This is a genomic window from Trichodesmium erythraeum IMS101 (genome assembly GCF_000014265.1).
GTDB classification, from domain to species: Bacteria; Cyanobacteriota; Cyanobacteriia; order Cyanobacteriales; family Microcoleaceae; genus Trichodesmium; species Trichodesmium erythraeum.
Genome location: NC_008312.1, coordinates 4,183,713 through 4,208,143, shown reverse-complemented (window position 1 = coordinate 4,208,143; position 24,431 = coordinate 4,183,713). Strand labels below are relative to the sequence as shown.

General features: G+C 32.2%; 14 protein-coding genes, 2 tRNA genes and 1 pseudogene. 5 read left to right on the top strand and 12 right to left on the bottom strand.

Annotation, left to right across the window (positions count from 1 at the left end; all coding sequences use genetic code 11):
* Positions 1 to 2,128: 2,128 nt before the first annotated feature.
* The 3 genes from TERY_RS13010 to moaC form a co-directional block, all read right to left on the bottom strand.
* Complete coding sequence (locus tag TERY_RS13010; protein ID WP_011612266.1) at positions 2,129 to 2,437, bottom strand: DUF3181 family protein; 309 nt, start codon at positions 2,435 to 2,437, stop codon at positions 2,129 to 2,131.
* A gap of 50 nt (positions 2,438 to 2,487) precedes the next feature.
* Positions 2,488 to 2,745 (bottom strand): 2TM domain-containing protein, encoded by a 258-nt coding sequence (locus TERY_RS13005; protein WP_011612265.1) that lies wholly within the window; start codon positions 2,743 to 2,745, stop codon positions 2,488 to 2,490.
* Between the two features lie 388 nt (positions 2,746 to 3,133).
* On the bottom strand, positions 3,134 to 3,634 hold the full coding sequence (gene moaC / locus TERY_RS13000) for a cyclic pyranopterin monophosphate synthase MoaC (protein WP_011612264.1): 501 nt from the start codon (positions 3,632 to 3,634) through the stop codon (positions 3,134 to 3,136).
* A gap of 94 nt (positions 3,635 to 3,728) precedes the next feature.
* On the opposite strand from moaC, the gene TERY_RS12995 reads away from it, so the two are divergent.
* Positions 3,729 to 3,801, top strand: a tRNA-Arg gene (locus TERY_RS12995).
* 2 nt (positions 3,802 to 3,803) lie between these two features.
* Here TERY_RS12995 and TERY_RS12990 read toward each other — a convergent pair.
* Positions 3,804 to 5,042 carry an MFS transporter gene (locus TERY_RS12990; protein WP_011612263.1) on the bottom strand — a complete coding sequence of 413 codons (1,239 nt, stop codon included), beginning with the start codon at positions 5,040 to 5,042 and terminating at the stop codon, positions 3,804 to 3,806.
* A 305-nt stretch (positions 5,043 to 5,347) separates the two neighbouring features.
* Positions 5,348 to 6,256, bottom strand: a complete 909-nt coding sequence (locus TERY_RS12985; protein WP_011612262.1) for a hypothetical protein — start codon at positions 6,254 to 6,256, stop codon at positions 5,348 to 5,350.
* A gap of 1,737 nt (positions 6,257 to 7,993) precedes the next feature.
* On the opposite strand from TERY_RS12985, the gene TERY_RS12975 reads away from it, so the two are divergent.
* The gene (locus TERY_RS12975; RefSeq protein WP_011612261.1) at positions 7,994 to 8,929 is read left to right on the top strand and encodes a serine hydrolase; all 936 of its coding nucleotides are present in this window, start codon (positions 7,994 to 7,996) and stop codon (positions 8,927 to 8,929) included.
* Positions 8,930 to 9,701: 772 nt separating this feature from the next.
* Here TERY_RS12975 and TERY_RS12970 read toward each other — a convergent pair.
* Positions 9,702 to 9,791: transfer RNA gene (locus TERY_RS12970), tRNA-Ser, on the bottom strand.
* An 824-nt stretch (positions 9,792 to 10,615) separates the two neighbouring features.
* Here TERY_RS12970 and TERY_RS12965 point away from each other — a divergent pair.
* Positions 10,616 to 11,599 carry a calcium-binding protein gene (locus TERY_RS12965; RefSeq protein WP_011612260.1) on the top strand — a complete coding sequence of 328 codons (984 nt, stop codon included), beginning with the start codon at positions 10,616 to 10,618 and terminating at the stop codon, positions 11,597 to 11,599.
* A 326-nt stretch (positions 11,600 to 11,925) separates the two neighbouring features.
* Here TERY_RS12965 and TERY_RS36930 read toward each other — a convergent pair whose 3' ends face one another.
* From TERY_RS36930 to TERY_RS35075, 4 genes and pseudogenes are all read right to left on the bottom strand, one after another.
* Positions 11,926 to 12,054, bottom strand: coding sequence for an element excision factor XisI family protein (locus TERY_RS36930; RefSeq protein ID WP_370495414.1), 129 nt, complete (start codon positions 12,052 to 12,054; stop codon positions 11,926 to 11,928).
* The gene (locus TERY_RS12960; RefSeq protein ID WP_370495412.1) at positions 11,993 to 12,265 is read right to left on the bottom strand and encodes an element excision factor XisI family protein; all 273 of its coding nucleotides are present in this window, start codon (positions 12,263 to 12,265) and stop codon (positions 11,993 to 11,995) included. The genes TERY_RS36930 and TERY_RS12960 overlap by 62 nt, the downstream gene beginning before the upstream one ends.
* A gap of 56 nt (positions 12,266 to 12,321) precedes the next feature.
* Positions 12,322 to 12,564: pseudogene (locus tag TERY_RS36925) on the bottom strand (element excision factor XisH family protein); the annotation flags it as partial.
* A complete protein-coding gene (locus tag TERY_RS35075; RefSeq protein ID WP_196797020.1) occupies positions 12,542 to 12,670 on the bottom strand; it encodes an element excision factor XisH family protein in 129 nt (42 codons plus the stop codon). The gene TERY_RS35075 and the pseudogene TERY_RS36925, both read right to left, overlap by 23 nt.
* 177 nt (positions 12,671 to 12,847) lie before the next feature.
* Here TERY_RS35075 and TERY_RS12950 point away from each other — a divergent pair, with 177 nt between their 5' ends.
* Together TERY_RS12950 and TERY_RS26315 are read left to right on the top strand one after the other, a co-directional pair.
* Positions 12,848 to 15,787, top strand: a complete 2,940-nt coding sequence (locus tag TERY_RS12950; protein WP_011612259.1) for a tetratricopeptide repeat protein — start codon at positions 12,848 to 12,850, stop codon at positions 15,785 to 15,787.
* A 434-nt stretch (positions 15,788 to 16,221) separates the two neighbouring features.
* Positions 16,222 to 20,682, top strand: coding sequence for a tetratricopeptide repeat protein (locus TERY_RS26315; protein WP_011612258.1), 4,461 nt, complete (start codon positions 16,222 to 16,224; stop codon positions 20,680 to 20,682).
* Between the two features lie 558 nt (positions 20,683 to 21,240).
* Here the strand turns inward: TERY_RS26315 and TERY_RS12940 are convergent.
* Positions 21,241 to 21,918, bottom strand: coding sequence for a pentapeptide repeat-containing protein (locus tag TERY_RS12940; protein WP_011612257.1), 678 nt, complete (start codon positions 21,916 to 21,918; stop codon positions 21,241 to 21,243).
* 169 nt (positions 21,919 to 22,087) lie between these two features.
* Positions 22,088 to 23,641 (bottom strand): peptidylprolyl isomerase, encoded by a 1,554-nt coding sequence (locus TERY_RS12935; protein ID WP_011612256.1) that lies wholly within the window; start codon positions 23,639 to 23,641, stop codon positions 22,088 to 22,090.
* Between the last annotated feature and the right edge of the window lie 790 nt (positions 23,642 to 24,431).

Genomic DNA, 24,431 nt, shown 5'->3' with positions numbered 1-24,431 from the left:
TATCAAAAATATTAACTCAAATATAACTCAGATAAAAATAGCGATCGCCAAACTATAGTTACCACCTTTTACTTATAAATTTCCCCTGAAACTTTTCCAATAAAATATCCGTAATTTCTGAAAAACCAGCAGATTATTTATTAGCTCAACTTGGAGTTACCTAAATTTATAAATAGATATTTAAGAATGTCTTCTCCCAAGTTTTATCAAAAATATTAACTCAAATATAACTCAGATAAAAATAGCGATCGCTAAACTATAGCTACCACCTTTTAGTTATAAATTTCCCCTGAAACTTTTCCAATAAAATATCCGTAATTTCTGAAAAACCAGCAGATTATTTATTAGCTCAACTTGGAGTTACCTAAATTTATAAATAGATATTTAAGACTGTCTTATCCCAAGTTTTATCAAAAATATTAACTCAAATATAACTCAGATAAAAATAGCGATCGCCAAACTATAGTTACCACCTTTTAATTATAAATTTCCCCTTAAACCTTTCAAATAAAATATCCGTAATTTCTGAAAAACCAGCAGATTATTTATCTGAGAAACCAGCAGATTATTTATCAGCTCAACTTAGAGTTAACTAAATTTATAAATAGATATTTAAGACTGTCTTATCCCAAGTTTTATCAAAAATATTAACTCAAATATAACTCAGATAAAAATAGCGATCGCCAAACTATAGTTACCACCTTTTAATTATAAATTTCCCCTTAAACCTTTCAAATAAAATATCCGTAATTTCTGAAAAACCAGCAGATTATTTATCTGAGAAACCAGCAGATTATTTATTAGCTCAACTTGGAGTTACCTAAATTTATAAATAGATATTTAAGACTGTCTTATCCCAAGTTTTATCAAAAATATTAACTCAAATATAAGTTAGATAAAAACAGCGATCGCTAAACTATAGCTACCACCTTTTACTTATAAATTTCCCCTGAAACTTTTCCAATAAAATATCCGTAATTTCTGAAAAACCAGCAGATTATTTATTAGCTCAACTTGGAGTTACCTAAATTTATAAATAGATATTTAAGGCTATCTTATCCCAAGTTTTATCAAAAATATTAACTCAAATATAACTCAGATAAAAATAGCGATCGCCAAACTATAGTTACCACCTTTTACTTATAAATTTCCCCTTAAACTTTTCCAATAAAATATCCGTAATTTCTGAAAAACCAGCAGATTATTTATTAGCTCAACTTGGAGTTACCTAAATTTATAAATAGATATTTAAGGCTGTCTTATCCCAAGTTTTATCAAAAATATTAACTCAAATATAACTCAGATAAAAATAGCGATCGCTAAACTATAGCTACCACCTTTTACTTATAAATTTCCCCTGAAACTTTTCCAATAAAATATCCGTAATTTCTGAAAAACCAGCAGATTATTTATTAGCTCAACTTGGAGTTACCTAAATTTATAAATAGATATTTAAGGCTATCTTATCCCAAGTTTTATCAAAAATATTAACTCAAATATAACTCAGATAAAAATAGCGATCGCTAAACTATAGCTACCACCTTTTACTTATAAATTTCCCCTGAAACTTTTCCAATAAAATATCCGTAATTTCTGAAAAATCAGCAGATTATTTATTAGCTCAACTTAAACTTTTCCAATAAAATATCCGTAATTTCTGAGAAACCAGCAGATTATTTATTAGCTCAACGAGGAAGCTTGAGACCTTAATTTTTTATTGATTTTTACTGAGAGTAAACTAACAAAATAAAAGATTATAGAGTTAAAGTTAATTAATAATTAATCCTGAGATTACCCAGAAAGTTATTGAAAGCTTAAGGAATTAATAGATAACTTCAACCAAACTAATTTTTCAGATAATTTTTTATGATAAAAAAGTCACAATTATTCTTTCTTAAAATTGACATTATTTATCACTCAGCTCCTCTTTTTAAACATTCAGCAGTTGACTTTATCTAAAATAAATTTGTAAAAAGTATTGAGAGATTTCAAGCTCTCATTATCAAATATAAATTAAAGTGAATCCATAAACCTTAGGTGTTAATAGCAAAGATTTTCAATGACTTCACAAAAAAACTTAAGTAGCAAGCGCTAATAGCTGAATGCTTACTAAGAATATTGGTTAAAATTAAATATTTTCTCGAAACTCTGCCAAAACCTCCATCAGATCACTCTGACAATGTATTGGCAATAAATCTATCAAAGGAACCTGCTTTCTACCAGCACCTAACTTAACAGGAACACCCTGTAATATTTCCATAACCTGAGCCTCTGAAGGTACTTCTTCAGTCAGAATAGGATAAAACTTTTCTGCCAAATTTAAATGTAGTTTCGCATCAGATAAATAGAGATGCCAACCAGTAATATCCATATAAACTTTATCCCCTATTTCTGCTGCCAAACTTTCAATTATTTGTGTTGTACTACCATTAGCCATAATAATAATTCAACCTAAATTTCGTAAGCTACATAATCACTCTAATTTTCTTATCCAGAATCCTTAGAAGTGGTGGTATAATCTGCAAGTACAAAAATATATAATCCATGAATTAACAATAAAAATACCCAACCACCTGTTACCCAGATAGCCCAAGGCCAACTTGCTGCTGTGACATTACGGAAGAACCATAAACCAGAATTACTAGCAGCAAAGGTAGCTACATGAATAGCAAAATTCATTCGATCATCCAACTTCCGGAACTCTGGATCATTACGGTCAGGTTTGCGAGGCCAACGAGGAGGCATAAAATACTCTTAAAAAATTTATTACTGTTCAATTTATTCAAACATTGTAAAGGCAACTCAGTAATTTGGAGATTATTTGAAAATATTCTTTATCTAAAAAAATATAGAATCCCTCATAACCAAAACTGCTATAACTATCAGTAAAAATAACCAGTCCATTTTTGACCCTTATAGGATTAGAGATTAGAGTTAATTAACAGAATCAGTAAATTACAAATATATGAAATCAAAGTATTAACATTCAAACCTTCCCAAAGTATTTAACAAAGCCCAGCAGTAGTATACCTGAATCAGATGAAATTACCTGGCCATAAATTAAACAGCAAATTAAAAATTGATTTTGCGTACTTCAATTTTAGTTTTGACTGAACTTTTGACTTTTGAGTTTTCATTTCACCATATAATCCCCAGACTTCCCGCCACTCTTACTCAAAAGACGAATTAACTCAATAGAAATAGACTTTTCCAAAGCCTTAGCCATATCATACAAAGTCAAAGCAGCCACAGAAACCGCTGTCAAAGCCTCCATTTCCACCCCAGTTTCCGCCTTAGTCTTCACCATTGCCCGAATCTGATATCCAGGTAAATGAGGATCAGGAATTAACTCTATGTCTATCTTTTGTAAAGGCAACGGATGACATAAAGGAATAAGTTGAGCAGTTTGCTTGGCAGCCATAATTCCTGCTAATTTAGCAGTACCCAAAACATCACCCTTTGGACTATTACCTCTTTGAATAGCCTCAAAAGTTTCAGGTAACATCCGCACTTGTCCCGCTGCTTCAGCTTGACGTATAGTCTGCACTTTAGTAGAGACATCAACCATTTTAACTGCACCCTCAGAGTCCAAATGAGTTAAATTTTGCTCAAATTTAGAAAAATCCCTTGTCATTCTATTTATTTATGCTATACTTATATTATTAAGTGCAAAAGAAAAACTGATTCCCAAAAAGTTTCATTTAATCTGATGCTAAAAATATGCAAAAGGGCCTGTAGCTTAGTGGATAGAGTGCGTGGCTACGGACCATGAGGTCGGGGGTTCGAATCCCTCCAGGCCCGTTTTAATGATTAATAGCATAAGTATCTTGCCCCCGACCAAAAGCAAATCTGATGGAATGGGGCAAGTTACTGTTTGACAAAGTAATAAATGTAGCGATCGCTATGGAAGCAAGAATAGCATCAATAGCAAACATACTTCTATAACCTATTTGTTCGGCAACAAGACCGAAAGTAGGTCCAGCTATAGCTATTCCTACATCAAAGCCACCAATACAAAGAGAGAAAAACTTGCCTCTTTGATCTGGAGGGCATCGGTCAGTCATCAAAGTAATCATCATTGGTAAGATTAAACCACTAGAAGACCCCCCCAAAATAGCTGCCAGTAAAATCATATTCCTACTATTTGCTGTCCACAAAGTCAACATACCCAATAAGCTAAATACTAGACCGCTACTAATAAAAACGCCACGACCAAATTTATCAGAAGCTCGCCCAGTAAAAATGCGAATGAGCAAATTAGTGATGCCCCTTACAGTATAAAAAATTCCAGCATTCAGAGCTATGCTATTTTCCTGAATATACAGTGGTAGAAAAGTAGTAGTTGTGCCAAATATTAAACCTACTATCAACATCACAAAAACAGGAACCAAAACCCTACGACTCCCCAATATTTGCCATAACTTTTGTTGCTCAAACTGATGGGAATGGAGATTTTTTTGTGCTATTGCAGATGATTCTGAAACAAGAATACTAAATAATAAGCTAGCAATTCCTAAAGTAGAGCAAACTATAAATAAAGGCACATACTCATTAGCTTCTACTAAAAAACCACCTACTGTAGGTCCAATAGCCATACCTATTGGAGTACATAAACTCATATAACCAATTAATTCTCCCCGACGACCAGGAGGAGACAAGTCAGCTACTAAAGCAGTATAACCAATGGTAACTCCAGCAATGCTAATGCCATGAAAAGCACGAACTAACATTAAAAAAAGAAAAGACTTGAATAGTAGATAACCGAGTGGGGCGATCGCTGCTACACTTGTGCCAACTATTAGAACCAACTTTCGACTTTTTGTATCTGCTATGGGCGCTAAAATAAATCGTGATAATAATAGTCCCATAGAAAAGCAACCCAAAACAAAACCAATTTGTTGTTTTGTGCCTCCGATATAATTTAGATATAGAGGCAAAGTTGGCAATAAAGTAGTTATACTTGACCAAAATAATAAACCAGCTAAAAATAAAATCATTAGACTGCGCTGTTGTTTAGGGTCAAGTGTTTTAAATACTTTCACAAATTTTGTAACCTTTGTTGATATACTCCCAACCGCGAACAGTCAGAGATTATTACAATATATGAAAAGTCTAGCATGATATCAACCGCTGTCCCGATATCTTTATCCTCCATGGTTTTTTTCCATAACTGACCACAATAACTTGACTTGTTACTTCTTTTGGAATCATATTTCAGTTATGAGATATTAGTGATGTTAGACCTTAGGAGTTAAAATATAAAAGGAATTTTATTTCTCTTAATTCTTCTTAAATATCTCATAAATTATTCCTAAATTTTATAGCTTTAACTTTTAAATTTTTAGTTTTAAATTTTTTGTTTTAACCAAGCTAAACCAGCAGCAAAAGTTTCAGCTAAAACACTAATCAAGCGATAAAATGCAACAGCACTCAAAACAATTCCAGGAGCAAATTTTTGCTCCAATAAAGCTAAAGCAGTTGCTTCAAATACCCCAACACCTCCAGGAGCTCCTGGAACAACTAAACCTAATAACCAGGCGAAACTAAAAGCACTAAATATCAATAAAATTTGATTAAATTCAATAGAATTAAATGCCAAAATTGTCAACAAAAATCCAGAACCTCGAAGCAGAACAAAACAAACTTCTCCCACAAAGGGCTTGATAGGATAACGTTCTAATACTAATTCATTGTCTGGCTCTAAATCAATTTTTTTAAACTTTAATTTAATTTTAACTAAACACTTAATGATTGGGTTTAAAATTCGTGGATGAATAATACAAATAACTGAAAAAAAACAGAATAATTGTAAAAAAAAACTTTCTTGAGTAGAGCCAACTAAAGCAACTATTAAAGCTGCTGCTGCCATTAACAGTGGTTCTATTAATACACTTAAAATAGCAATTTCAATAGGTACTCCTACTTTTTTTACTTCAGTAATACGCCCATAAAAATGCCATATATTTCCTGGTAAATACTTAGCAATATTCGTCAGCAGATATACTCTAATAGCCCAAGGAAAATTAACTAATTGATTAAATTCTTTAATAATCCAAAACCATACCCATCCAGACCAGACATGAGCCATTATTGTGATCAGAAAAGCAGTTCCTAAACTTATCCACCCAGAATCACTAATCCTAATTTGCAGAACTTGTTCCCAGTTGTCTTTCAGAGTTTTAACTAGAAAAAATAGGGTAGCTCCTAAAATAATCCATCGCAGATAAGGTTTAATATCCGACAAAACTTTTTTCATAAAGTACACAAATAACTCTGTTAACTCTGTTTATAACTGCTGAATATTTGTCTTTGCCCTCTAAAATCTGTAAGTTTTCAGCTAACAAATATTGCTTTTGGAGGAAATAAAAGTAATTTATAAATCGAGGGAAAATTAAAAGTTTATACTTAAAGATGATAAGTGTTTATAGGCAAATTATGATCAATTTTATTGATTTTTTTTGAGCTATTAATATGTTAGTTAATCATCATTTTTTTCAACTATAGCTATACACTAATCAAGTTTATTAATTTTTTTTCGAGATATTAATAATCTAGTTATTCGTCATTTTTTATTAAGCTTAGGAATCAGCCATAGTATATTCGCATTACCAATAATTTCCTGTGATTCAATTATCAATTGCTGTGCAGATAAAGACTTAAAAAGATTCATATATTCTCCATAATATATCAAATATATACGTGAGCTTGTAGAGGGTAAAGTTTCAATCCAATTTTTTAAATCCACTCGAATATTTAATTTATCTTTTTTTCCATCTTATTAACATATACATAATCATAACCTCAATAATAGTAAGCTAGAGGAAAATAATCACCATTGATAGAAAAAAAATTACCATGAAATGTAGAGTAAATAATTACTTCACCTCTATCTTGAATTTCAATCAATTGAACTATTGATATGTAGTGATATAATCCTTTCATGTATCCTTGGGAAGTTATATAATAAGTTACTAAACCCAAACTAACGCCTAACATATATATGAAAACTAGTAAGACTCTATTTTATTAAGCATGATTGATAAATAATCGAGAAAGAGTTAGGGAAAATGTGGAAAAAACACCAACTTTTTTGTAAAAAAATTAATTACCTAATCTATAGATTAGATATACAGATAATACTGCGAGAATAATATCTATAATTCTCAATCATACTTGATGATCATAAACGTTAATCCATAGATTTTAAAAAGCATAGTATAATAATATTCCTTTATTTAAAGCTATCTGCTTTCTATCCCTAATAACGAAAAATTAATATATTCATATACCTCCAAAATTTATTCTGTAAAAGTACAAACAATAGGATAAAATTAAGACTCAATAAAATAGGAAACTATTCCTTTTTTATTATAGGTGAGATAAACCTATTAAAAATATTGAATATCAACTATATCACCGTAAGCATTCAATAGCTGAATAATTACATATTAACTGAGATAAAAAAATTGGCTTATACAATTTTTGCAATTTTGTTTACAGCTAGTCATTTTTACAGTTATACCAAATCAAAAAAGTTCTTACATTGTTAATCTCCATATTTCTACAAAATTTTTTGAAAATGGCATTAGACTTCTGAGAGTCAAAGGAGTTTAGTTATAAATATCACTATATCTATAGAGCTACTAATTTTTTAATTCAGAGTTTTAGTCATAAAAATACTGTTCCGAGTAGAACCATCCATTGGAACAAAATTTTTTTCATATAAAATTAGAATATTAGTATTGTAGTGAGATAGTAGTAAAGTGAGCAAATCTACAACTATAAATTCTGATACTAGAGTTAAAAGCAGTCAGTTTTTTTTGGTGATTAAACTACAAGTTTAATGAATAATTGGTAAATGCATTCTATTTGCTGCTTTAGTTCCCAAATAATTGCATTCTCAAGAGCTATAAATTATTGATATTTACTATTACATTTATATTCAACATTCTAAGATAAACTTAGATGAAATCTCCTGTAACTGATAACTGAAATGACATTCTTTAATAAAGATGAGCAACTCAATATTCTGGGTAAAGATATTATAGAAGCAACCCAGTTAGAATTTTCAGAATTAACTTCCGAGGCAATAGCTATAACTTGGTTAGTCTACAATTCACCAATAACCAGAAATATTCAGAATGCCACAGAGTTTTGGCAAAAGCAAGTGCGGGGTTGGAGCGATCGCGGTGATGAGAAGATGTATGCAGGAGGAATGGTCCATTTATTTTACCTTGTGGCTATTTATGAATGGTTAGAGAAAGGAATGGTCAAAACTTCACCAGAGCTAGAAAGAGCAATTCGAGATATGATTCTTTCTGCAAATCATGATGGGACCAGTCTAGTTGTAGATGTTTTAACTGGAACTACCAGTGGACCTGAATTATCACCGGGACCTTTTCAAACTTGGAAATATCAACGTAATTTTATCAACCGTTATTTTCAATCTCTCAAGTGGCCTGAATTAAAATCTATTAATGTTAATCAAAAAACATGGTTTTATGGGCCTTATGGCCGAGAACGGATTTTCCAAGGACTATTGATGGAAAATCGAAATATACTTACAACTAATGCAACAGCTCGTCTATTACATAGTATTGTGGGTGGCATTGCAGTATCCCGTCAAGCATCAGGAAAAATAATGGATTTGTTACAGAAAAATCTTAGCCAACAAGATGCAAAATATGTAACCAAAAGTCAAACTATAGGGTTTTTAAAAGAAAGTCTTCCTCAAAATGCTAAGATATGGTCTAGAGAAATTGTGGATACTCATGTACATCACAATTTTGCTTATATAGAGTTACCAAATCTTCTGCCATATCTTTTAGTTATATTTACAGAAGGCAAAGAGATTAGCAAGAATGAGAGGATATTACCTTATATTTCTCAAAAGTTTGTAGAGGCAATGAAAAAATTGTCGCTAAAATGACTAAAAAATTAAGCTACGGTTCTAGGAAATTTCATTTACGTATTTAGGGCTAACATTTAAGCTATGGAAATCTTATTAGGAAACTCTTGTAATACAACTGGCAAATATTTATCTATCCAGTAAGACCTACCGAAATTGTTTAGTTGTTTTGTGTAGAATAATTTGATTTAACTACAGCTTGCTGAATAAATATAGAATCCTGATATATCATTAGTTTAAGTATTCCTAGATATGGAAAAAAGTTATTATCTACATTTCACCATACTATTAACCTTTAATCTTGATATTTGCCTTCAACCGAAGCCGGAAAAATGTATATAAATTAACAAGCCGAATTGTTGCAAAAGTTCTTCTATTTCTATTCTTTTGATCGACTCTTAAACTTTTAAAAAAAGCCTTCACTATTCAATTTAACAAAAAAAATTAGTCTTAATTTTATCCTTCTAAAGCCATGCTTTATAAGTATCTTTACTGATATAAAACCTGAGCATTATACAAAATTCATCTGTTAAGTCTTCAAGAGCCTTTTACCTGGAAAAAAGTTTCTTGAAAAATACTTTATTTTTGAGTACTTAAATATTTTCACTTAGTTACTATATTATTCATCCATTCTCTCCTAATATCCGCAATGTTGTCAGAAGTTTACTTGTGATAAGGGATAGGAATAGCCTTTTAAGGTAAGAAAAAAATATTCAACATCAGCCTCATAAGAATTCAAACCTTAAACCTTAGGCCTCAGAGATATGCAGTGATAATGTGAAAAATAAAACAACGGAGAGGGAGGGATTCGAACCCTCGGTACGGGGTTCTCCCGTACAACTCATTAGCAGTGAGCCGCTTTCGACCACTCAGCCACCTCTCCTGGGGTTACGATTTTCTACTATAACAAATGTTTTTGATTATGGCAAGACCAAACTCCTAATTTTTTTATTTGTTATGAATGTGGTCATAACTATTCGAGTCTTAATATTTTGTTAATAAGTTATCTACCAATAATATCACTCAAAATAATATAACTGAAAAAAATATTAATTAATTTATTTGAGGTTTGACAGTAGTGTTATCTGACTTACTAAATGCCTATCCAAAATTAAGCATTAAGAGTTAGAAGACGAATAAAATTTAAACTTGTTCCGTGAAGAGATAGATTAATTACCTATCACAAAAGCATAACTTTAGTCAAGGAGTTAAAAGTAGGCAAATGACCCAGCGACTACCTAAATATTTTTGCAGAAAGCAATAGCTAAGTTTATGATTATAAAATTTGAGATTAGTCGTTAAATTAGACAATTGACAATAGACAGAACTATGTTAAACTACTAAATGTTCATTTTTATTAATTGAGAAAATTATCTATTCAGAGACAAAATAATATATATTCTTCAAGATGTAAAAGTATTCCCAACGGTGCATAATTATCAATATCTAAAAATTGTATCTGTTGTCCCAGAAATTTTCCTGCCCTAACCTTCTGAAACCGGAATTATCTAATCAGATGAGAGTTAGTAAATGGGAACAATAAAAATCCTTGGAATGTCTGATTGACAAGGGTTAAATTTTTCCTACAAATATAAACAAAGATATAAATGAACGAAAAAGGTCATCTATACAGAATCTAAAAATTAGCTCTTTGAGCGAATAACACATAAATTAGCAATAGTAAACTCTAAAAAACGAGGTAAGCAAGTGACTAGCTTAATTGACGGCAACATTAACGACCTAATTAATAATATCCCCGAAGAAGAACAACCTGATGGTGGATTTGATACACTCCCAACTGTAGACAGACCTATAGAAGGAGGAGATGGAGGCAGAGACATACAAGGAGGCCCAACAGCAGACGCTATTGAGGGATCTACTGCATCGGATGTTGTTTCAACAGGGGCTGGCGACGATCTAGTGGCAGCAGGTGATGGCGATGATGATGTTTTATTAGGTACTGGTGATGATACTGTATTGGCTGGTACTGGCGTTGACACCATCTCAGGTAACCAAGGAAATGACTCCGTAGCTGGAGGTGCAGGAGATGATCTTCTCTATGGTGGTAAAGGTGATGATAGTGTAGAAGGTGGTGAAGGAGCAGACTTTGTCTTCGGCGATCGCGGAAGTGACCTAGTACAAGGTGGGGCCGGAGATGACGTCGCACTGGGAGGGAGAGATTCTGATACTGTAACGGGTGATGAAGGTAATGACACTCTAGATGGAGGTAAAGGGGATGACATTCTATCTGGAGGTGTAGGGGATGACTTCCTATTCGGTGGAAAGGGTAGTGATACTTTAACAGGTGGCACTGGAGCTGATAAATTCCTCTTCTATTATAATGAGGATGGTAGTTACGGACTTGACTCCTTAACAGACTTTAATAGGGATCAAGGAGATAAGATAGGTATAGTTGTTAATAACTTCGGTGGCGGCAACTTTGAGGCTTTGACAGGAGCACGTCCTGGCGATTCATTATCAGGAGCACAGTTTGCGGTTGTTGAGAACTTTAGTCCTAATGAGGATGGAGCTAATTCAGCAGCAATCATCTATGACCCTGATACTGGTTTAGTATACTACAACCCAGACGGATCAGCAGTTGCAGGTAATGAAACTCCAATTGCTCGGGTTGATAATACTGTTTTTGATAGTAATAACCCATTACAAGGTACTGACTTTGAAATCTTCTAAGTCTAGTTATTAATTAATAAATATGATTTTAAATGTGGGTATAACCCAAAAATGAAGATACTGAGTCCCTCCTAACTTTAGGGGGGAATTTTGTTTTAGCTAAGTTGAGAAGTCTGCTTTAATTGTTTTGAGTCAAATATTTACAGCGGTTTTCATTTCAGTACACCACAGTAGGGGGTAATGGCATATAGCTTGGCGCCATGGGCTTCGCCTTTTTTCTGACGGAATGCTCGGCTTTCGATGTTGGGGAAAGCCGTTAGTGAATCTTTGCCCCAACAAAAATGCACCTACTAAATATGTTGGTTCTGCGCAGCATTTTGTAGAAACTAATTAACCGCAAATTCACTATGGGAACTTACCTCTACTGGATGAAAACCCAAAACAATTTGACTTTTAGGAATACCTGCATTCACTAAAAATTTTGCAATACCATCTTCTAAACCATTTATTTTCATGAGTCCAGATTTTATTACCAATAATTTCTAAATGTACAATACAACGATGTAACCTTCGCCTATTTTCCCAGCCCCAAGTCAGAAACAAATAATACGACTTATCCTCACTGAAAATCAAATGACGTTTGACTTTTCCATAGGGATAAGGAAGGTTTGCATATTCTTTTAAAATAGGATAAATAATTTCATCATAGTTTGTGATTGAATCCATAGTAAAATTACTTACTCTACTTGGTCAAAAACTAACAAATTTACAATACTTCGTTTTCAAAGTAGCTTACCAATAGGTTCTTCAAAAATATCTTCATAAGCTGATTGTTTAATTGCTAAATATAATATTCTGGATTCTTGCTTATCTCTTAAAATTTCCCTATATAAAATATATTAACCTAGAGCTTTTTCTAAATCATTAATTAGAAATGCATTAATAAAGTTTTTAATTTCTACAGCAATTTTTGGGTTACTTTTATCTGTGATAATTAATTTTTTAGATCCCAAATCTACAAATAAATTTTTTTTTGCTAATAGATAAAATTAAAGGGTCGTCTTTAATATTCCAGCTATCTTTGATTAAAGCATTTTTTACTGTATTGTGATAAAAGTTTTTGGCTGACATCAGTCTTTGTTTCTAAAAAGATAAATTAATCTATAGTAATCCTAAATGATTTGTGAAAAAAACTGTGGAGGTTTGGTCTACAAACTCTAGCAGAAGGGGTTTGGTCTCCAAACACTTACAATAAAATGCTACAACCTAATTTAGGAATGCTTTAATATCCTATATTGATATTTGACGATGAAAATAGAAAAATATCTCAGATTAGCAAAATCATATTTGACTAAAGGCAATTTAAGTCAGGCAATAGAAATATGTGAACAAATATTAGAAATACAACCAAACTCCGCTCATGCTTACAGAATATTAGGGGAAATTTACCAAGCAGAAGAGAATTTTGAAAAAGCTATGTATGCTTATACAAAAGCTGTGGAGATTCAACCAAAATATGCAGAAGTTCATGCTTTTCTCGCTTGGTTATACAGTCAGAAAAAATGGCTGAGTGAAGCAGCTAATCAATATCAAAAAGCGATTAATTTAGGACTAAAATGGCCAGAATTATATTATAATTTAGGTAATATATTCTATCAAGTTCGATATTTTGAATCAGCAATTCAATGCTATGAAAATGCAATTGTTATCAAACCGAATTACATTAATGCTTATTTGGGTTTAGGCATTATTTTTGAAAGGGAAAGAAATTATCAAGCGGCAGTTGATATTTATAGAAAAGTCATAGAATTAAACCCAGATTTTGTAGAAGGATATAATAATTTAGGTCGTATTTTAGCTAATTGGAATCGAAGGTCAGAAGCTATTGAGGTTTATCAACAAGCTTTAGTTTTAAAGCCTGATTCAGCAAGTTTATATAATAATCTTGGTTTTACTTTATTAAATGAAAATCCTATAGAGGCGATCGCTGCTTATTATCGTGCTATAGAATTAGACCCATTATTGATCAAAGCCCATTATAATTTGGGTAAAGCATTACAAATAATTGGGGAGCATGAATTGGCAGTAAAATCTTTTCAAGAAGTTATTAGATTGAAGGGAAAAAAAGATAATTTATTGGTTTATAGTGATTGTGCTTTTTCTCTAATGACTATAGGAAAGTTTCAAACTGCTTTTGTTTACTTAAAAAATGTAATTACTAATAATAAGTTTGTTGATGGTTGTTGGCAGGTATTAGAGTCGAAGTTAGGTAATTTGGAGCATATAGAATATGATAAAATGTATTTAACAAAAGTAGCTGTGTTGAATTTTATTAAAGAGCTAAAAAAGTTAGATATTAATTCAGAAAATTATCAGCAATCTTCTCAAAAAATATCTCGGTATTTGCTGAGTTATTATATTAATTTTGGCAATGTATTGATGGAAAATGAGTTTTATAAAAGTGCTGAAAATATTTATCATAAGGCGTTAAAAATTAAACCAAATTCGGCAGATATTTATTGGTTATTAGGGAATAATTTGGCTAAACAAAAACGGTTAAATTCAGCAATTATTAGTTACCAAATAGCTCTGCAAATTTTACTTAATGAAAATAGAATTAATCAGACGACAAAGATTTATTTTGAGTTGGGTAAGATTATGGAAAAACAGCAAAGATGGCAGGCAGCAAGAGATTATTATAGTAAAGTATTATCCGGAAAAGTAGAAGATATATTAAATAATGATTTTAATAATGATTTTTTGCCTTATCCAAAGTTAGAGGGATTATATTTATCTACAAAAGATTGGTTGCAGAAATTAGATGGTAATAATTATCAGAAACGATATAAAGAAGTAAGATTAGAAAAATTAGCAACAGAATATAGAGAAGAATCTATAAAATCTCCTATTAAAGTAAGTGTTGAAAATAAGAAGAAAGATTTAGAATGTCTTGGGTTAAATTGTAGTGCATGTTTAAAGCAAATTTATCAGTGGTTTGACCCAAAGTCTCCTGCTCAAGGGATATATAGTCTTAGGGATCAGGGTGAGTTTAGTCAAGATATTGATTTGCTGAGTCAGGAAATATCACTTTTAAACCCCCTTGAAAAAGAGGGGAAAAAATCTCTAACTCCTGGGAAAAATGAGAGGATGAGTCCTTCTTCCCTAACATCTGTAAGTAAGGAGGAAAGTATACTTAGTTTGACAAAAGATACAAAAAATGATAAAGAAGGGCTTTCTTACTTTCAGAAACTTTCCCGGAGTCCTACCTTCGTGACTACAGTACCGGAGGGAAGAGCTTGGATAATGCCCAAGAAAAATTACTGGAGACTATGTTACGGCATTGCTATTATGACTCCAGATAACTATTTATTGTCAGACTTGTCCAGAGAATATCCATCTCCATTGCCAGGATGTACAAAGCATGACCCAAGTCAACATCGGATTTTTGGTTTTGAAGAACTGCCCCCCCTAGAGAAAATTAATGGTAAGGTAGCAGTATTATCGGTGTTATCAGGAAATGTCTATTTTCATTGGATGGTAGACCTACTGCCAAGAATAGAGATATTGCGTCAGGGTATTAATTTAGAAGAAATAGATTGGTTTATAGTTAATGACTATCAACAACCTTTTCAACGAGAGACATTAAAAACTCTTGGTGTCAAACAAGAGAAAATTTTGGCAAGCGATCGCCATCCTCATGTTCAAGCAACAGAATTAGTCGTCCCTTCATATCCTAGTTATCTGGGATGGTTACAACCCTGGGGATTAAAATTTTTAAGAGAAGTATTTCTTAGAGGTATAACTAATAATAAGTCATACTTTCCGGAAAAAATATATATAGGTAGAGGTAATGCTAAGTATCGTCGAGTAATGAATGAAGCAGAAGTAGTAGATATATTACGCCAGTTTGGTTTTACTTATGTTACTCCAGAGTCAATATCCCTAGAAAATCAGATTAGCACTTTTGCCCATGCCAAAATCATAGTGGCCCCTCATGGAAGTGGTTTAACAAATATAGTATTCTGTAACCCAGGGACAAAAGTTATCGAACTTTTCTCACCCCACTATCTCAGATACTATTATTGGCATATTAGCCAATTATTAGGACTTGAGCATTACTACTTAATTGGTGAAACATTTAGTTGTTATCCAATGAGAAATATAATGTATGAAAGTTCTTTAGTGGAAGATATTTTAGTGAATTTAGATTCATTAAATCAGATGCTAAAAGTTGTAGATATTTTTTAAGATTATCCTTATTTGAAAAAAAAAGGGGGGAGGTGAATGAAATAGAATAAGAAAGTAAGTTATTTCAGTTTTTAATTATGAGTGATAAGTTAACAGTGTCTAAGGCTGAGTTAGGAGAGTTAAAATACTGAATTTTATTTTTTCCTCAACAAAAATAGCAGAATATTTGATACTGAATTTTCTGGCAAACATTTAGTTTACTCTTTGTGTTTTTATCATCTTCTTTGTTAAGTTAGAAAATACTGATCAAGTAAATCTTAAGGAAAAAAACTGTTACTTGTTAAGTTAAGGTCTGTATAGCATTACAAAAAATTGGATTTCTATACTAGCCTAACCTCAAGCTACAAGTGCTTAAGGTTTTGTTTGTAAGTGTTTTTTTTGAGACCGTCAAACCCATAAATAAACTTAATTAATAGTAGCTAAAAAAAAAGAATATGGCATCAATAAATCCTCAGGAAACTGCAGCAGAAAATTTCCACAAAAAAGCAGAAGCTTATTTAGCAGAAAAGAAATTTGACGAAGCGATCGCCTCCTGCGAATTAGCAATAAAAATAGAAGATAATTATTTTCCTGCCTACAAAACTTTAGGGAATACTTGGCAAGCTCAAGGAAAATTAGCAGAAGCAGAAAATTGGTACAAAAAAGCGTTAGAAATCAAATCAAATTGGCCGGAAATATATGCTAATCTAGGCAGTTTATATGCCATGCAGCAAAAATGGGAAGAAGCAATATCCTATTATCAAAAAGCTGTAGATATCAAACCAGATTTTGCTGGTGCTTATCGCAATATGAGGAAAGTATGGTTAAGTTTAGGCAATCAAAAATTAGCTACATATTGTCAGTATAAAGTATTGTCTATAGAACCAGAAAAAGCTACCTTTGAAGAATTTATGAATGTAGGGAAAACTCTGGAAAAGGAAGGTAGCTTAAATGACGCAATATCTTGTTATCGAATGGCAACTAAATTAAATAGTAATTCATCAGAAGCTTATCAAAATTTAGGAGAAGCTTTAAAAGAGCAAGGAAACTTAGATGAAGCGACAGTCTGTTGTCGGAAAGCGATAGAATTAAAGGTAAATGGTAAGAAAATAGAAAATTCAGATGATACTTTAGGAGCAGCGAGTAAATACAATTTAATTTCTAGTCAAGAGTTAAATTCTGGAGATACTTTAGTTGGTAGTTTAAGTAGTAATAAAGTTAATGGTCATAACACTCTTGTGAGAGCAACTATCCCAACAACTTCTCCGACGGTTAATGCTGAAGATATAGAAACTTATATGGTAGAGGCAGAGACTTACGTTAACCAGAAAAAATGGGAACAAGCAATTGCTGTAAGTAAGCAAGTTATTCAAACTAAAACAGAACCCAAAGCTTATAAAATAATTGGTAATTCTTTACAAGCTATGGGTAAATTACAAGAAGCATTAGATTGGTACAATAAAGCATTAAAAATTAAGCCTGATTTTGGAGAAGTATATGCAAATATAGGAACTATATTTGCTCAACAAAAACAGTGGGGACAGGCTATACAAAATTATCTAAGAGCAATTGAAATTAAGCCAGAATTTGCGGGAGCATATCGAAACTTAGCGAAAATTTATACTCAGGTTAATAAGTCACAAGAAGCAGCAGAATACCTATATCAGGCAATAAGATTAGAACCAGGAAAAGCTACTGCACAAGATTTTTTATTCACTGGCAATACTCTGAGTGAAAATGGTAAATTAGAACAGGCGATCGCTTGTTATCAACAATTAATATCTGCTGATCCAAATAGTTTTGAAGCTTATGAAAAACTAGGAGATAGTTTACTAAAGCAGGGGCAGTTAGAGCTAAGTTTACAGAATTATAAAAATGCTCAAAAACTAAAACCATATTCTACAGAAATTAAGCAAAAAATTGGAGAAATTTATTACAGATATGGAGAATATTTCCAAAAAAAAGAAAAAGTAGAAGAGGCAGTAAAAGCTTATCGTCAAGCAATAGAAAATTATCCACAATATGATATACCTTATGGAAAATTAGGAGAAGTTTTTTCCCAACAGGAAAAATGGGAAGAAGCTGTCAAAGTATATGAAAAAGCAAGTCAAATAAAACCAGATAATTCTTGGTATTATAACAGCTTAGGAGAAGCTCTAAAGAAGTTAGAAAAATGGGAAGAAGCTGTTATGGCTTACCGCAAAGCTATACAATTAAATCCTGACTTTTCTTGGTCTCATAATAACTTAGCAGACTGTCTAGTAAAACTAGGGAAACGGGAAGAAGCTGTTGTAGCCTATCGTCAAGCAATAAAATTAAAACCTGACTTTACTTGGTCTTATATTAATTTAGGAAATACTCTTTGGGAAATAGGAAATTGGCAAGAGGCGATCAACCCCTATAGTCGCGCTTTAGAATTAAAAGCAGATCTGCCAGAAACTTATCAAAAATTGGGACATGCTCTGAAAAAACGTGCTGAGTTAGATTTAGAAGAATCAATTAAATGGTATCGTAAAGCTATAGAAAATGACCCCGATAATGAGAAGCTTTATCACAAAGCGTTAGAGGTTAAGCCAGAAGACCACACACTTTATTTACAACTAGGGAATACATTAGTAAAAAAAGGAAAAACTCATGGAGCGATCGCCTTTTATCAGTTAGGTTTACAAATTAATCCAGATGATTCAGAAATTCAAGGGCAACTAGAAAAAATATTACCGAAAAAAAATACTTTAAGGGAAAAGAAAAAAGATAATAGGAAAAAGAATAAAGTTCCTATTTTTCCATTACCTTCTAGTCCTGTTATTGAAAAAAATGAAGAGAAAAAAGTTCCTATTTCTCCATTACCTTCTAGTCCTGTTATTGAAAAAGAAGATACCTATCAATTATGGCTTAAGGAAAACTTACCTAACTCAGACCAACTCAAGAAAATGTCAGAAAATTTAAAGATTTTCCGATACCAACCATTGATTAGTATTATACTGCAAGAAAAATCAGGATCTCCATACATTCAAAAGACGATTGAATCATTAATAAATCAAATTTATCCTAACTGGGAACTTTGCTATATTTCTGATAAACTTCCGCAAAATATAGAAGCAAACAACAAAATTAAATTAGTCATAAAAAGTGAAAATAGGGATATTGCTACAGACTTAAATGCGGCATTAGCATTAGCAACAGGAGATTTTGTTACTCTATTAAATCCTGAGGATATTTTAACACCAGATGCACTTTATGAAATGGTGTTATTTCTGAATAGATATCCAGATTCAGATATGATTTATTCTGATGAAGATAAACTGACCAGTGAAGGAAAATTAATTGAACCATACTTTAAACCAAATTGGTCTCCAGATTCATTTTTATCCCGAATGTATACAGGTCATTTGTGTATATATCGCCGAGAATTATTGGAAAAATTGAATGGTTTTCGAGTCGGATATGAAAGTAGTTATGAATATGATTTAATTCTCCGTTTAAGCGAAGTAAGTCAAAAAATATTTCATATTCCTAAGGTACTTTATCACAGCAGAATTCCGGAAAATGGAGGAGAAATAGATTGGGAAATATCAAAAGAAACTACTAAAAAAACATTAACTGAAGCATTAGCCAGAAGAGGAGAAATGGGAACAGTTTATAGTGTGCCCAACCATCCTGGTTTTTATCGAGTCCGATATCAAATATCAGAACAAAAATTAGTCAGTATAATTATTCCCACTAGGAATTTAGGAAATATTTTAGATAGATGTTTGGAGTCAATATTTACTCAAACTACCTATCCAAATTATGAAGTAATAGTAATAGATAATGGTAGTGATGAACCAGAAACATTATCTATTATTGAGAAGTGGAAAAATCAACAACCAGAACGTTTCAAATGTTATGAAAAGAATATTCCTTTCAATTTCTCCAAACTCAATAATTATGCCGTAGAGAAAGCAGAAGGTGATTATTTACTATTCTTAAATAATGATACGGAAGTCAAAACAGCCGACTGGTTAGAAGCAATGGTTGAGCAAGCACAAAGAGAAACAATAGGAGCTGTCGGAGCTTTATTATTATATCCAGACAATACAATTCAACACGCCGGAGTTGTACTAGGAATGCGAAGTGTTGCAGACCATAGTCACCGAGGTTTTTCTCCCACCGACGCTGGATACAAAGGTCAAATTATTTCTGTGAATAATTATTCTGCCGTAACTGCAGCGTGTTTAATGTGTCGGCGAGAAGTATTTGAGCAAGTGGGAGGATTTGATGAAGAGTTAGCTGTAGCATTTAATGATGTAGATTTATGTTTAAAAATAATATATAAAGGTTATCGAAATATTTATTTACCTCACGCCGTTTTATATCACCACGAGTCAAAAAGTCGGGGAGTAGAAAATACCGGAGAAAAACAACTACGTTTCCAACAAGAAATTCAGAATATGAAGCAAAGGTGGAAAGATTTAATAGACGAAGATCCTTGTTATCATCCTCATTTAACTCGACAACAAGAAGACTTTAGTTTAAGAGTTCAAACAAATGTAGAAGTTGCTCTTTCTATGTATGATAAAGATCCAGAAATAGTTGGATGTTCTATAGATGTACCATCACCAGGAGTAAAGCAAAATATTAGTTCTATTTGTATAGGTGGGTGGGTAGTTGGAAAAAAATCTTCTCCAGTCACAGTTAAACTAATTTCTTTAACTAAATCAGGTAAAGTTTTGCGGGAAGTTCCTGCTAATTTACATCGTCCAGATGTAGGTAAAATTCATCCTGAGTATCCTTATGCTCAACATTCTGGTTTTTGGGGAGAAATAGAAGTAATTGAGATTGCACCAGAGTCGAAAATTTCCTTAGAAGCTATTTTCAAAGATGGTTCTCATGTGCGACTGGGTATGGTAAGTTTTAAGTGTCCTAATTTGATTTAATTTGTTGAAATTACCTCATTCTTAAAGGGTGAGGTAAACTTTACTTAGTTAGCTATAACTTAAAAAGCTAGAGAACAAAAATATCAATTTAAAACTGTAGTTTTAACTGAATTGGAAAATGATTATCCTGACTTTTAGTATCAACTTTTCTAATGCAGTTTTGATGATTATTACTACTCGAAATATCCATAATGAATAGGATTAACTTCTTATCCTATTAAAATCTTAGTGATGATTATTACTACTCGAAATATCCATAATGAATAGGATTAACTTCTTATCCTATTAAAATCTTAGTTATGTAAAAGCCAAATGCTTTGGTAATAAGGGGTGGTACAGTATGACAAATTTGTGCATAGTTTTCCATTGTAGTACCTTTAAATATAAAGGGATAAGCAAAAGATTCAATACAGGTACATCCTCTAGGTGATACAAATCTATTTTCTTCAGGATGGATACAAGTTATTCCTCTTGTTCAATAAGTAGTATAAGAAGGAAGATATTTTTTGTCCTTCCATCGAAAAACCCTAACTGATAAATGAAACGAATCCCATTTAATTACTCATTAATTGAACCATCAGGCATAATAGTTCCCCTCATAATTACTCCACTTAAATCTGTATTAGTAATAATTGCACCTTCCAAATTAGCATTACTTAAATTAGTTTCTTGTTTATAACTTCTGAAAGAGAAACTATGAAAGTCCGCTCCACTTAAATTAGAATCAGCAAGATTAGCATATTCTAAGTTAGTACCATGAAGACTAGCATTGTTTAAATTAGCTCCTGCCAAACTTGCTCCCCAGAGTCTTGCTTCTAACAAATTAGCATCAGTTAAATTAGCATGATTTAAATTTGCTAGAGTTAAATCAGCTTCTAATAAACGAGTGCTAGTTAAATTAGTATTTGTTAAATTTGCTCTGTTGATATCTGCTCTATATAAGTTAGCTTTTTCTAAATTAGCTCCTGTTAAATTAGCTCCGGAAAGGTTAGCTCCATTTAAATCTGCACCTTGGAAATTTACCCCTGTTAAATTAGCTCCCGACATATTAGCATTCTTTAAATTAATGTCATGAAAATTTGCTCTGGTTAGGTCACATTGTTTCCATAAGAATGATACACACCAATTATATTCTAAAAGATGATTAACATCTTCATAATTAGCTCCCATAATTGGCGCAGATAAACTCAAGTATATGAAAGAAATGACAAAAGTAACAGTTGCTAAAAATTTCATTGCTAAAGTTATTTTAATTGAACTTAAACTAATTTTTTTGAATTGAGTCAGCAAACTTTATCCAAAATAGATAAAATGAAAAGTCCGCTAGTACAACTTAAAACATAATCATAATATGTATAAATAAATTGTCTAACGAACTAATCAAAGTTGTGACCCTTGCTATTAATTAACCAAGACGTAAAGCATAATCATCAGAATTTACTACAAGAATGTTATTTTCAACATTTTCAATAGAAGTTTGTTTTACTACTCCTAATATAAAACTATTGTCAAGCAGTCTAATTACTGTATCATTATCTATGAATTCATAACTTAAGCCCTCAGAAGAGGTAAATTCAGCAATGACAATAATCCGATCATTATCTCCAACATTAAAATCAGTAATCATGTCAGCTTCCTCTATTTCCTCTATTGCAGTATTACTTCGCAGAATAAAACTATCTGCACCCGCACCACCTGTCAGGATATCAGTACCATGATCGCCAATTAGATAATCATCTCCCATTCCACCTGTTAATTCATCATCTCCTTTTCCACCTCGCAACCAGTCATTACCCTCTAAACCGAGAAGAGAATCATTACCTTGATTTCCACTGATGAGGTCATTACCATCACTACCTGTTATCTCATCATTACCTTTTAAACCCATCACTACTGAGGATTCATCCACTTGATTTATTACAATTACATCGTCACCATTAGTAGCTTGATTTTCATCTTGTGTAATTTGAGATTGGGATCTCTCAGGTTCTATAGGATCCCCAATGTCTGGAGTGCTATCATCACTATCAGCATTATTCTCAGAATTTTCATCCATTGAGATCAGATATTTGACCTTATTGGTGCCATCTTTATTTGCTAATTCATTGAATAAATCAGAATCAGTAACAAGGTCTGATTCTCTACTAGAAATATTTCCCTCTACTACCCTAGCTATGAGAATACGATCGCCTTCTTGAATCTCTTGCAGAAAATCAAAACCATCACTCACCTTACCAAACACAGCATAACCACCATCTAATTGGTCGCTGATATCTTCTAAGGCGAAGTAAAACTGTGAAGAGGCTGTATCTAATTCTTGAGTACGAGCCATAGCTATTACCCCTGCTTCATGGGATAAAGCAACTGCTTCATCAGTTTCCTCGTTATAGACAATTTCTCCTGTCTCTGCGATTTTGATTTCCAGAGGTATTTCTCGTTTCTCATCTGTTTCTAGATCAATATAACCCCCCCCGCCTAAATCTTCAATGGGAAAATCGGGGTCTCGACCTTGAGGGTCCCCACCTTGAATCACAAACCCTTCTACAAATCGGTGGAACGCTAGAGAGTCATATACATTTTTCTCTACCAAGTCAGCAAAGTTAGCTGCTGTTACTGGAGCACTTGAGGTATTAAGTTGAATGGTAATTTTTTCTCTTTGGCCAGCTTCTTCTTCTTGACTTTCAGTATCTTCTTCTTGACCTTCAGCTTCTTCCTGTTGACCTTCAGTATCTTCTTCTTGGCTTTCAGTATCTTCTTCTTGACCCTCAGCTTCTTCCTGTTGGCTTTCAGTATCTTCTTCTTGGCTTTCAGTATCTTCTTCTTGGCTTTCAATATCTTCCTGTTGGCTTTCAGTTTCTTCCTGTTGTGATGCCTTCTGTATTACCATTTCCACTACCACATCTTGGTCTGATAGATCCGGTAAGTCCAATTGTTCTAAAAACTTTTGTGTCTTGTCCATTAGTCTATTAACTCCTTAATTATCCATAATTTACCACTTCATTAATTATACTCAATTTTTAATCTAACTGTCCATAAAAAGTGATGAGGGGATCAAAGATCATTAAATTAATGATTATATTAAAAACAAAACTATTTTAAAATAATATTTTATCTCCTATTTTATAATTATTTACCACCCTGAATTTTTCAGTTTTAGATAGTCAAATATAATTAAAGTTAATAAGTTACTAAATATGGAAAAAGTAAGACTAATTTCTCAAAAAAATTTCTACATTTTTCTCCATCTAATAAATAAGAGAATAGATAGAAAAATTTAATAGAATCTCCTTACCATTTGTCACAAATATTTATTTCCCTTGGTATCACAAATCTAAATCATCAAAAAATTGGGGCATTAAATTCCAGATTTGTTCTATTAATATATCCTACTTCTACTAAACCTTTCAATTGATAGCCAACACCAAATCAGGGTATAAAAGTAGGTTTATTCCATCACCCAATCTCTTATACCAAGAGTTAAAAAACAATTTTCAAAATAATCTGGGTAAATTTAGAAAAATTTGATTAATTTTTCTGAGAATAAAAAGGAAAATTAAAAGCAATTAAATGATATTTAAACTATTTATTCTTACTCCTGATTACTTAACCATTCCTTAATAGTTATGATCATTCATTAAAGAGTACAAATTGATTTTCATGGTATTATTTAGTAACAGCTATAACTTGAAAAAATATCCTCTCAAACTTTGCAAATTGAGTACATAGCAATTCCCACACTGTGGAGTTAC

Bases quoted from the DNA above. Each gene is read 5' to 3' on its own strand.
- TERY_RS13010 (WP_011612266.1), bottom strand. From the start codon at position 2,437: ATGGCTAATGGTAGTACAACACAAATAATTGAAAGTTTGGCAGCAGAA.
- TERY_RS13005 (WP_011612265.1), bottom strand. From the start codon at position 2,745: ATGCCTCCTCGTTGGCCTCGCAAACCTGACCGTAATGATCCAGAGTTC.
- moaC (WP_011612264.1), bottom strand. From the start codon at position 3,634: ATGACAAGGGATTTTTCTAAATTTGAGCAAAATTTAACTCATTTGGAC.
- TERY_RS12985 (WP_011612262.1), bottom strand. From the start codon at position 6,256: ATGAAAAAAGTTTTGTCGGATATTAAACCTTATCTGCGATGGATTATT.
- TERY_RS12975 (WP_011612261.1), top strand. From the start codon at position 7,994: ATGACATTCTTTAATAAAGATGAGCAACTCAATATTCTGGGTAAAGAT.
- TERY_RS36930 (WP_370495414.1), bottom strand. From the start codon at position 12,054: ATGAAAATAAATGGTTTAGAAGATGGTATTGCAAAATTTTTAGTGAAT.
- TERY_RS12960 (WP_370495412.1), bottom strand. From the start codon at position 12,265: ATGGATTCAATCACAAACTATGATGAAATTATTTATCCTATTTTAAAA.
- TERY_RS35075 (WP_196797020.1), bottom strand. From the start codon at position 12,670: ATGTCAGCCAAAAACTTTTATCACAATACAGTAAAAAATGCTTTAATC.
- TERY_RS12950 (WP_011612259.1), top strand. From the start codon at position 12,848: ATGAAAATAGAAAAATATCTCAGATTAGCAAAATCATATTTGACTAAA.
- TERY_RS26315 (WP_011612258.1), top strand. From the start codon at position 16,222: ATGGCATCAATAAATCCTCAGGAAACTGCAGCAGAAAATTTCCACAAA.
- TERY_RS12940 (WP_011612257.1), bottom strand. From the start codon at position 21,918: ATGAAATTTTTAGCAACTGTTACTTTTGTCATTTCTTTCATATACTTG.
- TERY_RS12935 (WP_011612256.1), bottom strand. From the start codon at position 23,641: ATGGACAAGACACAAAAGTTTTTAGAACAATTGGACTTACCGGATCTA.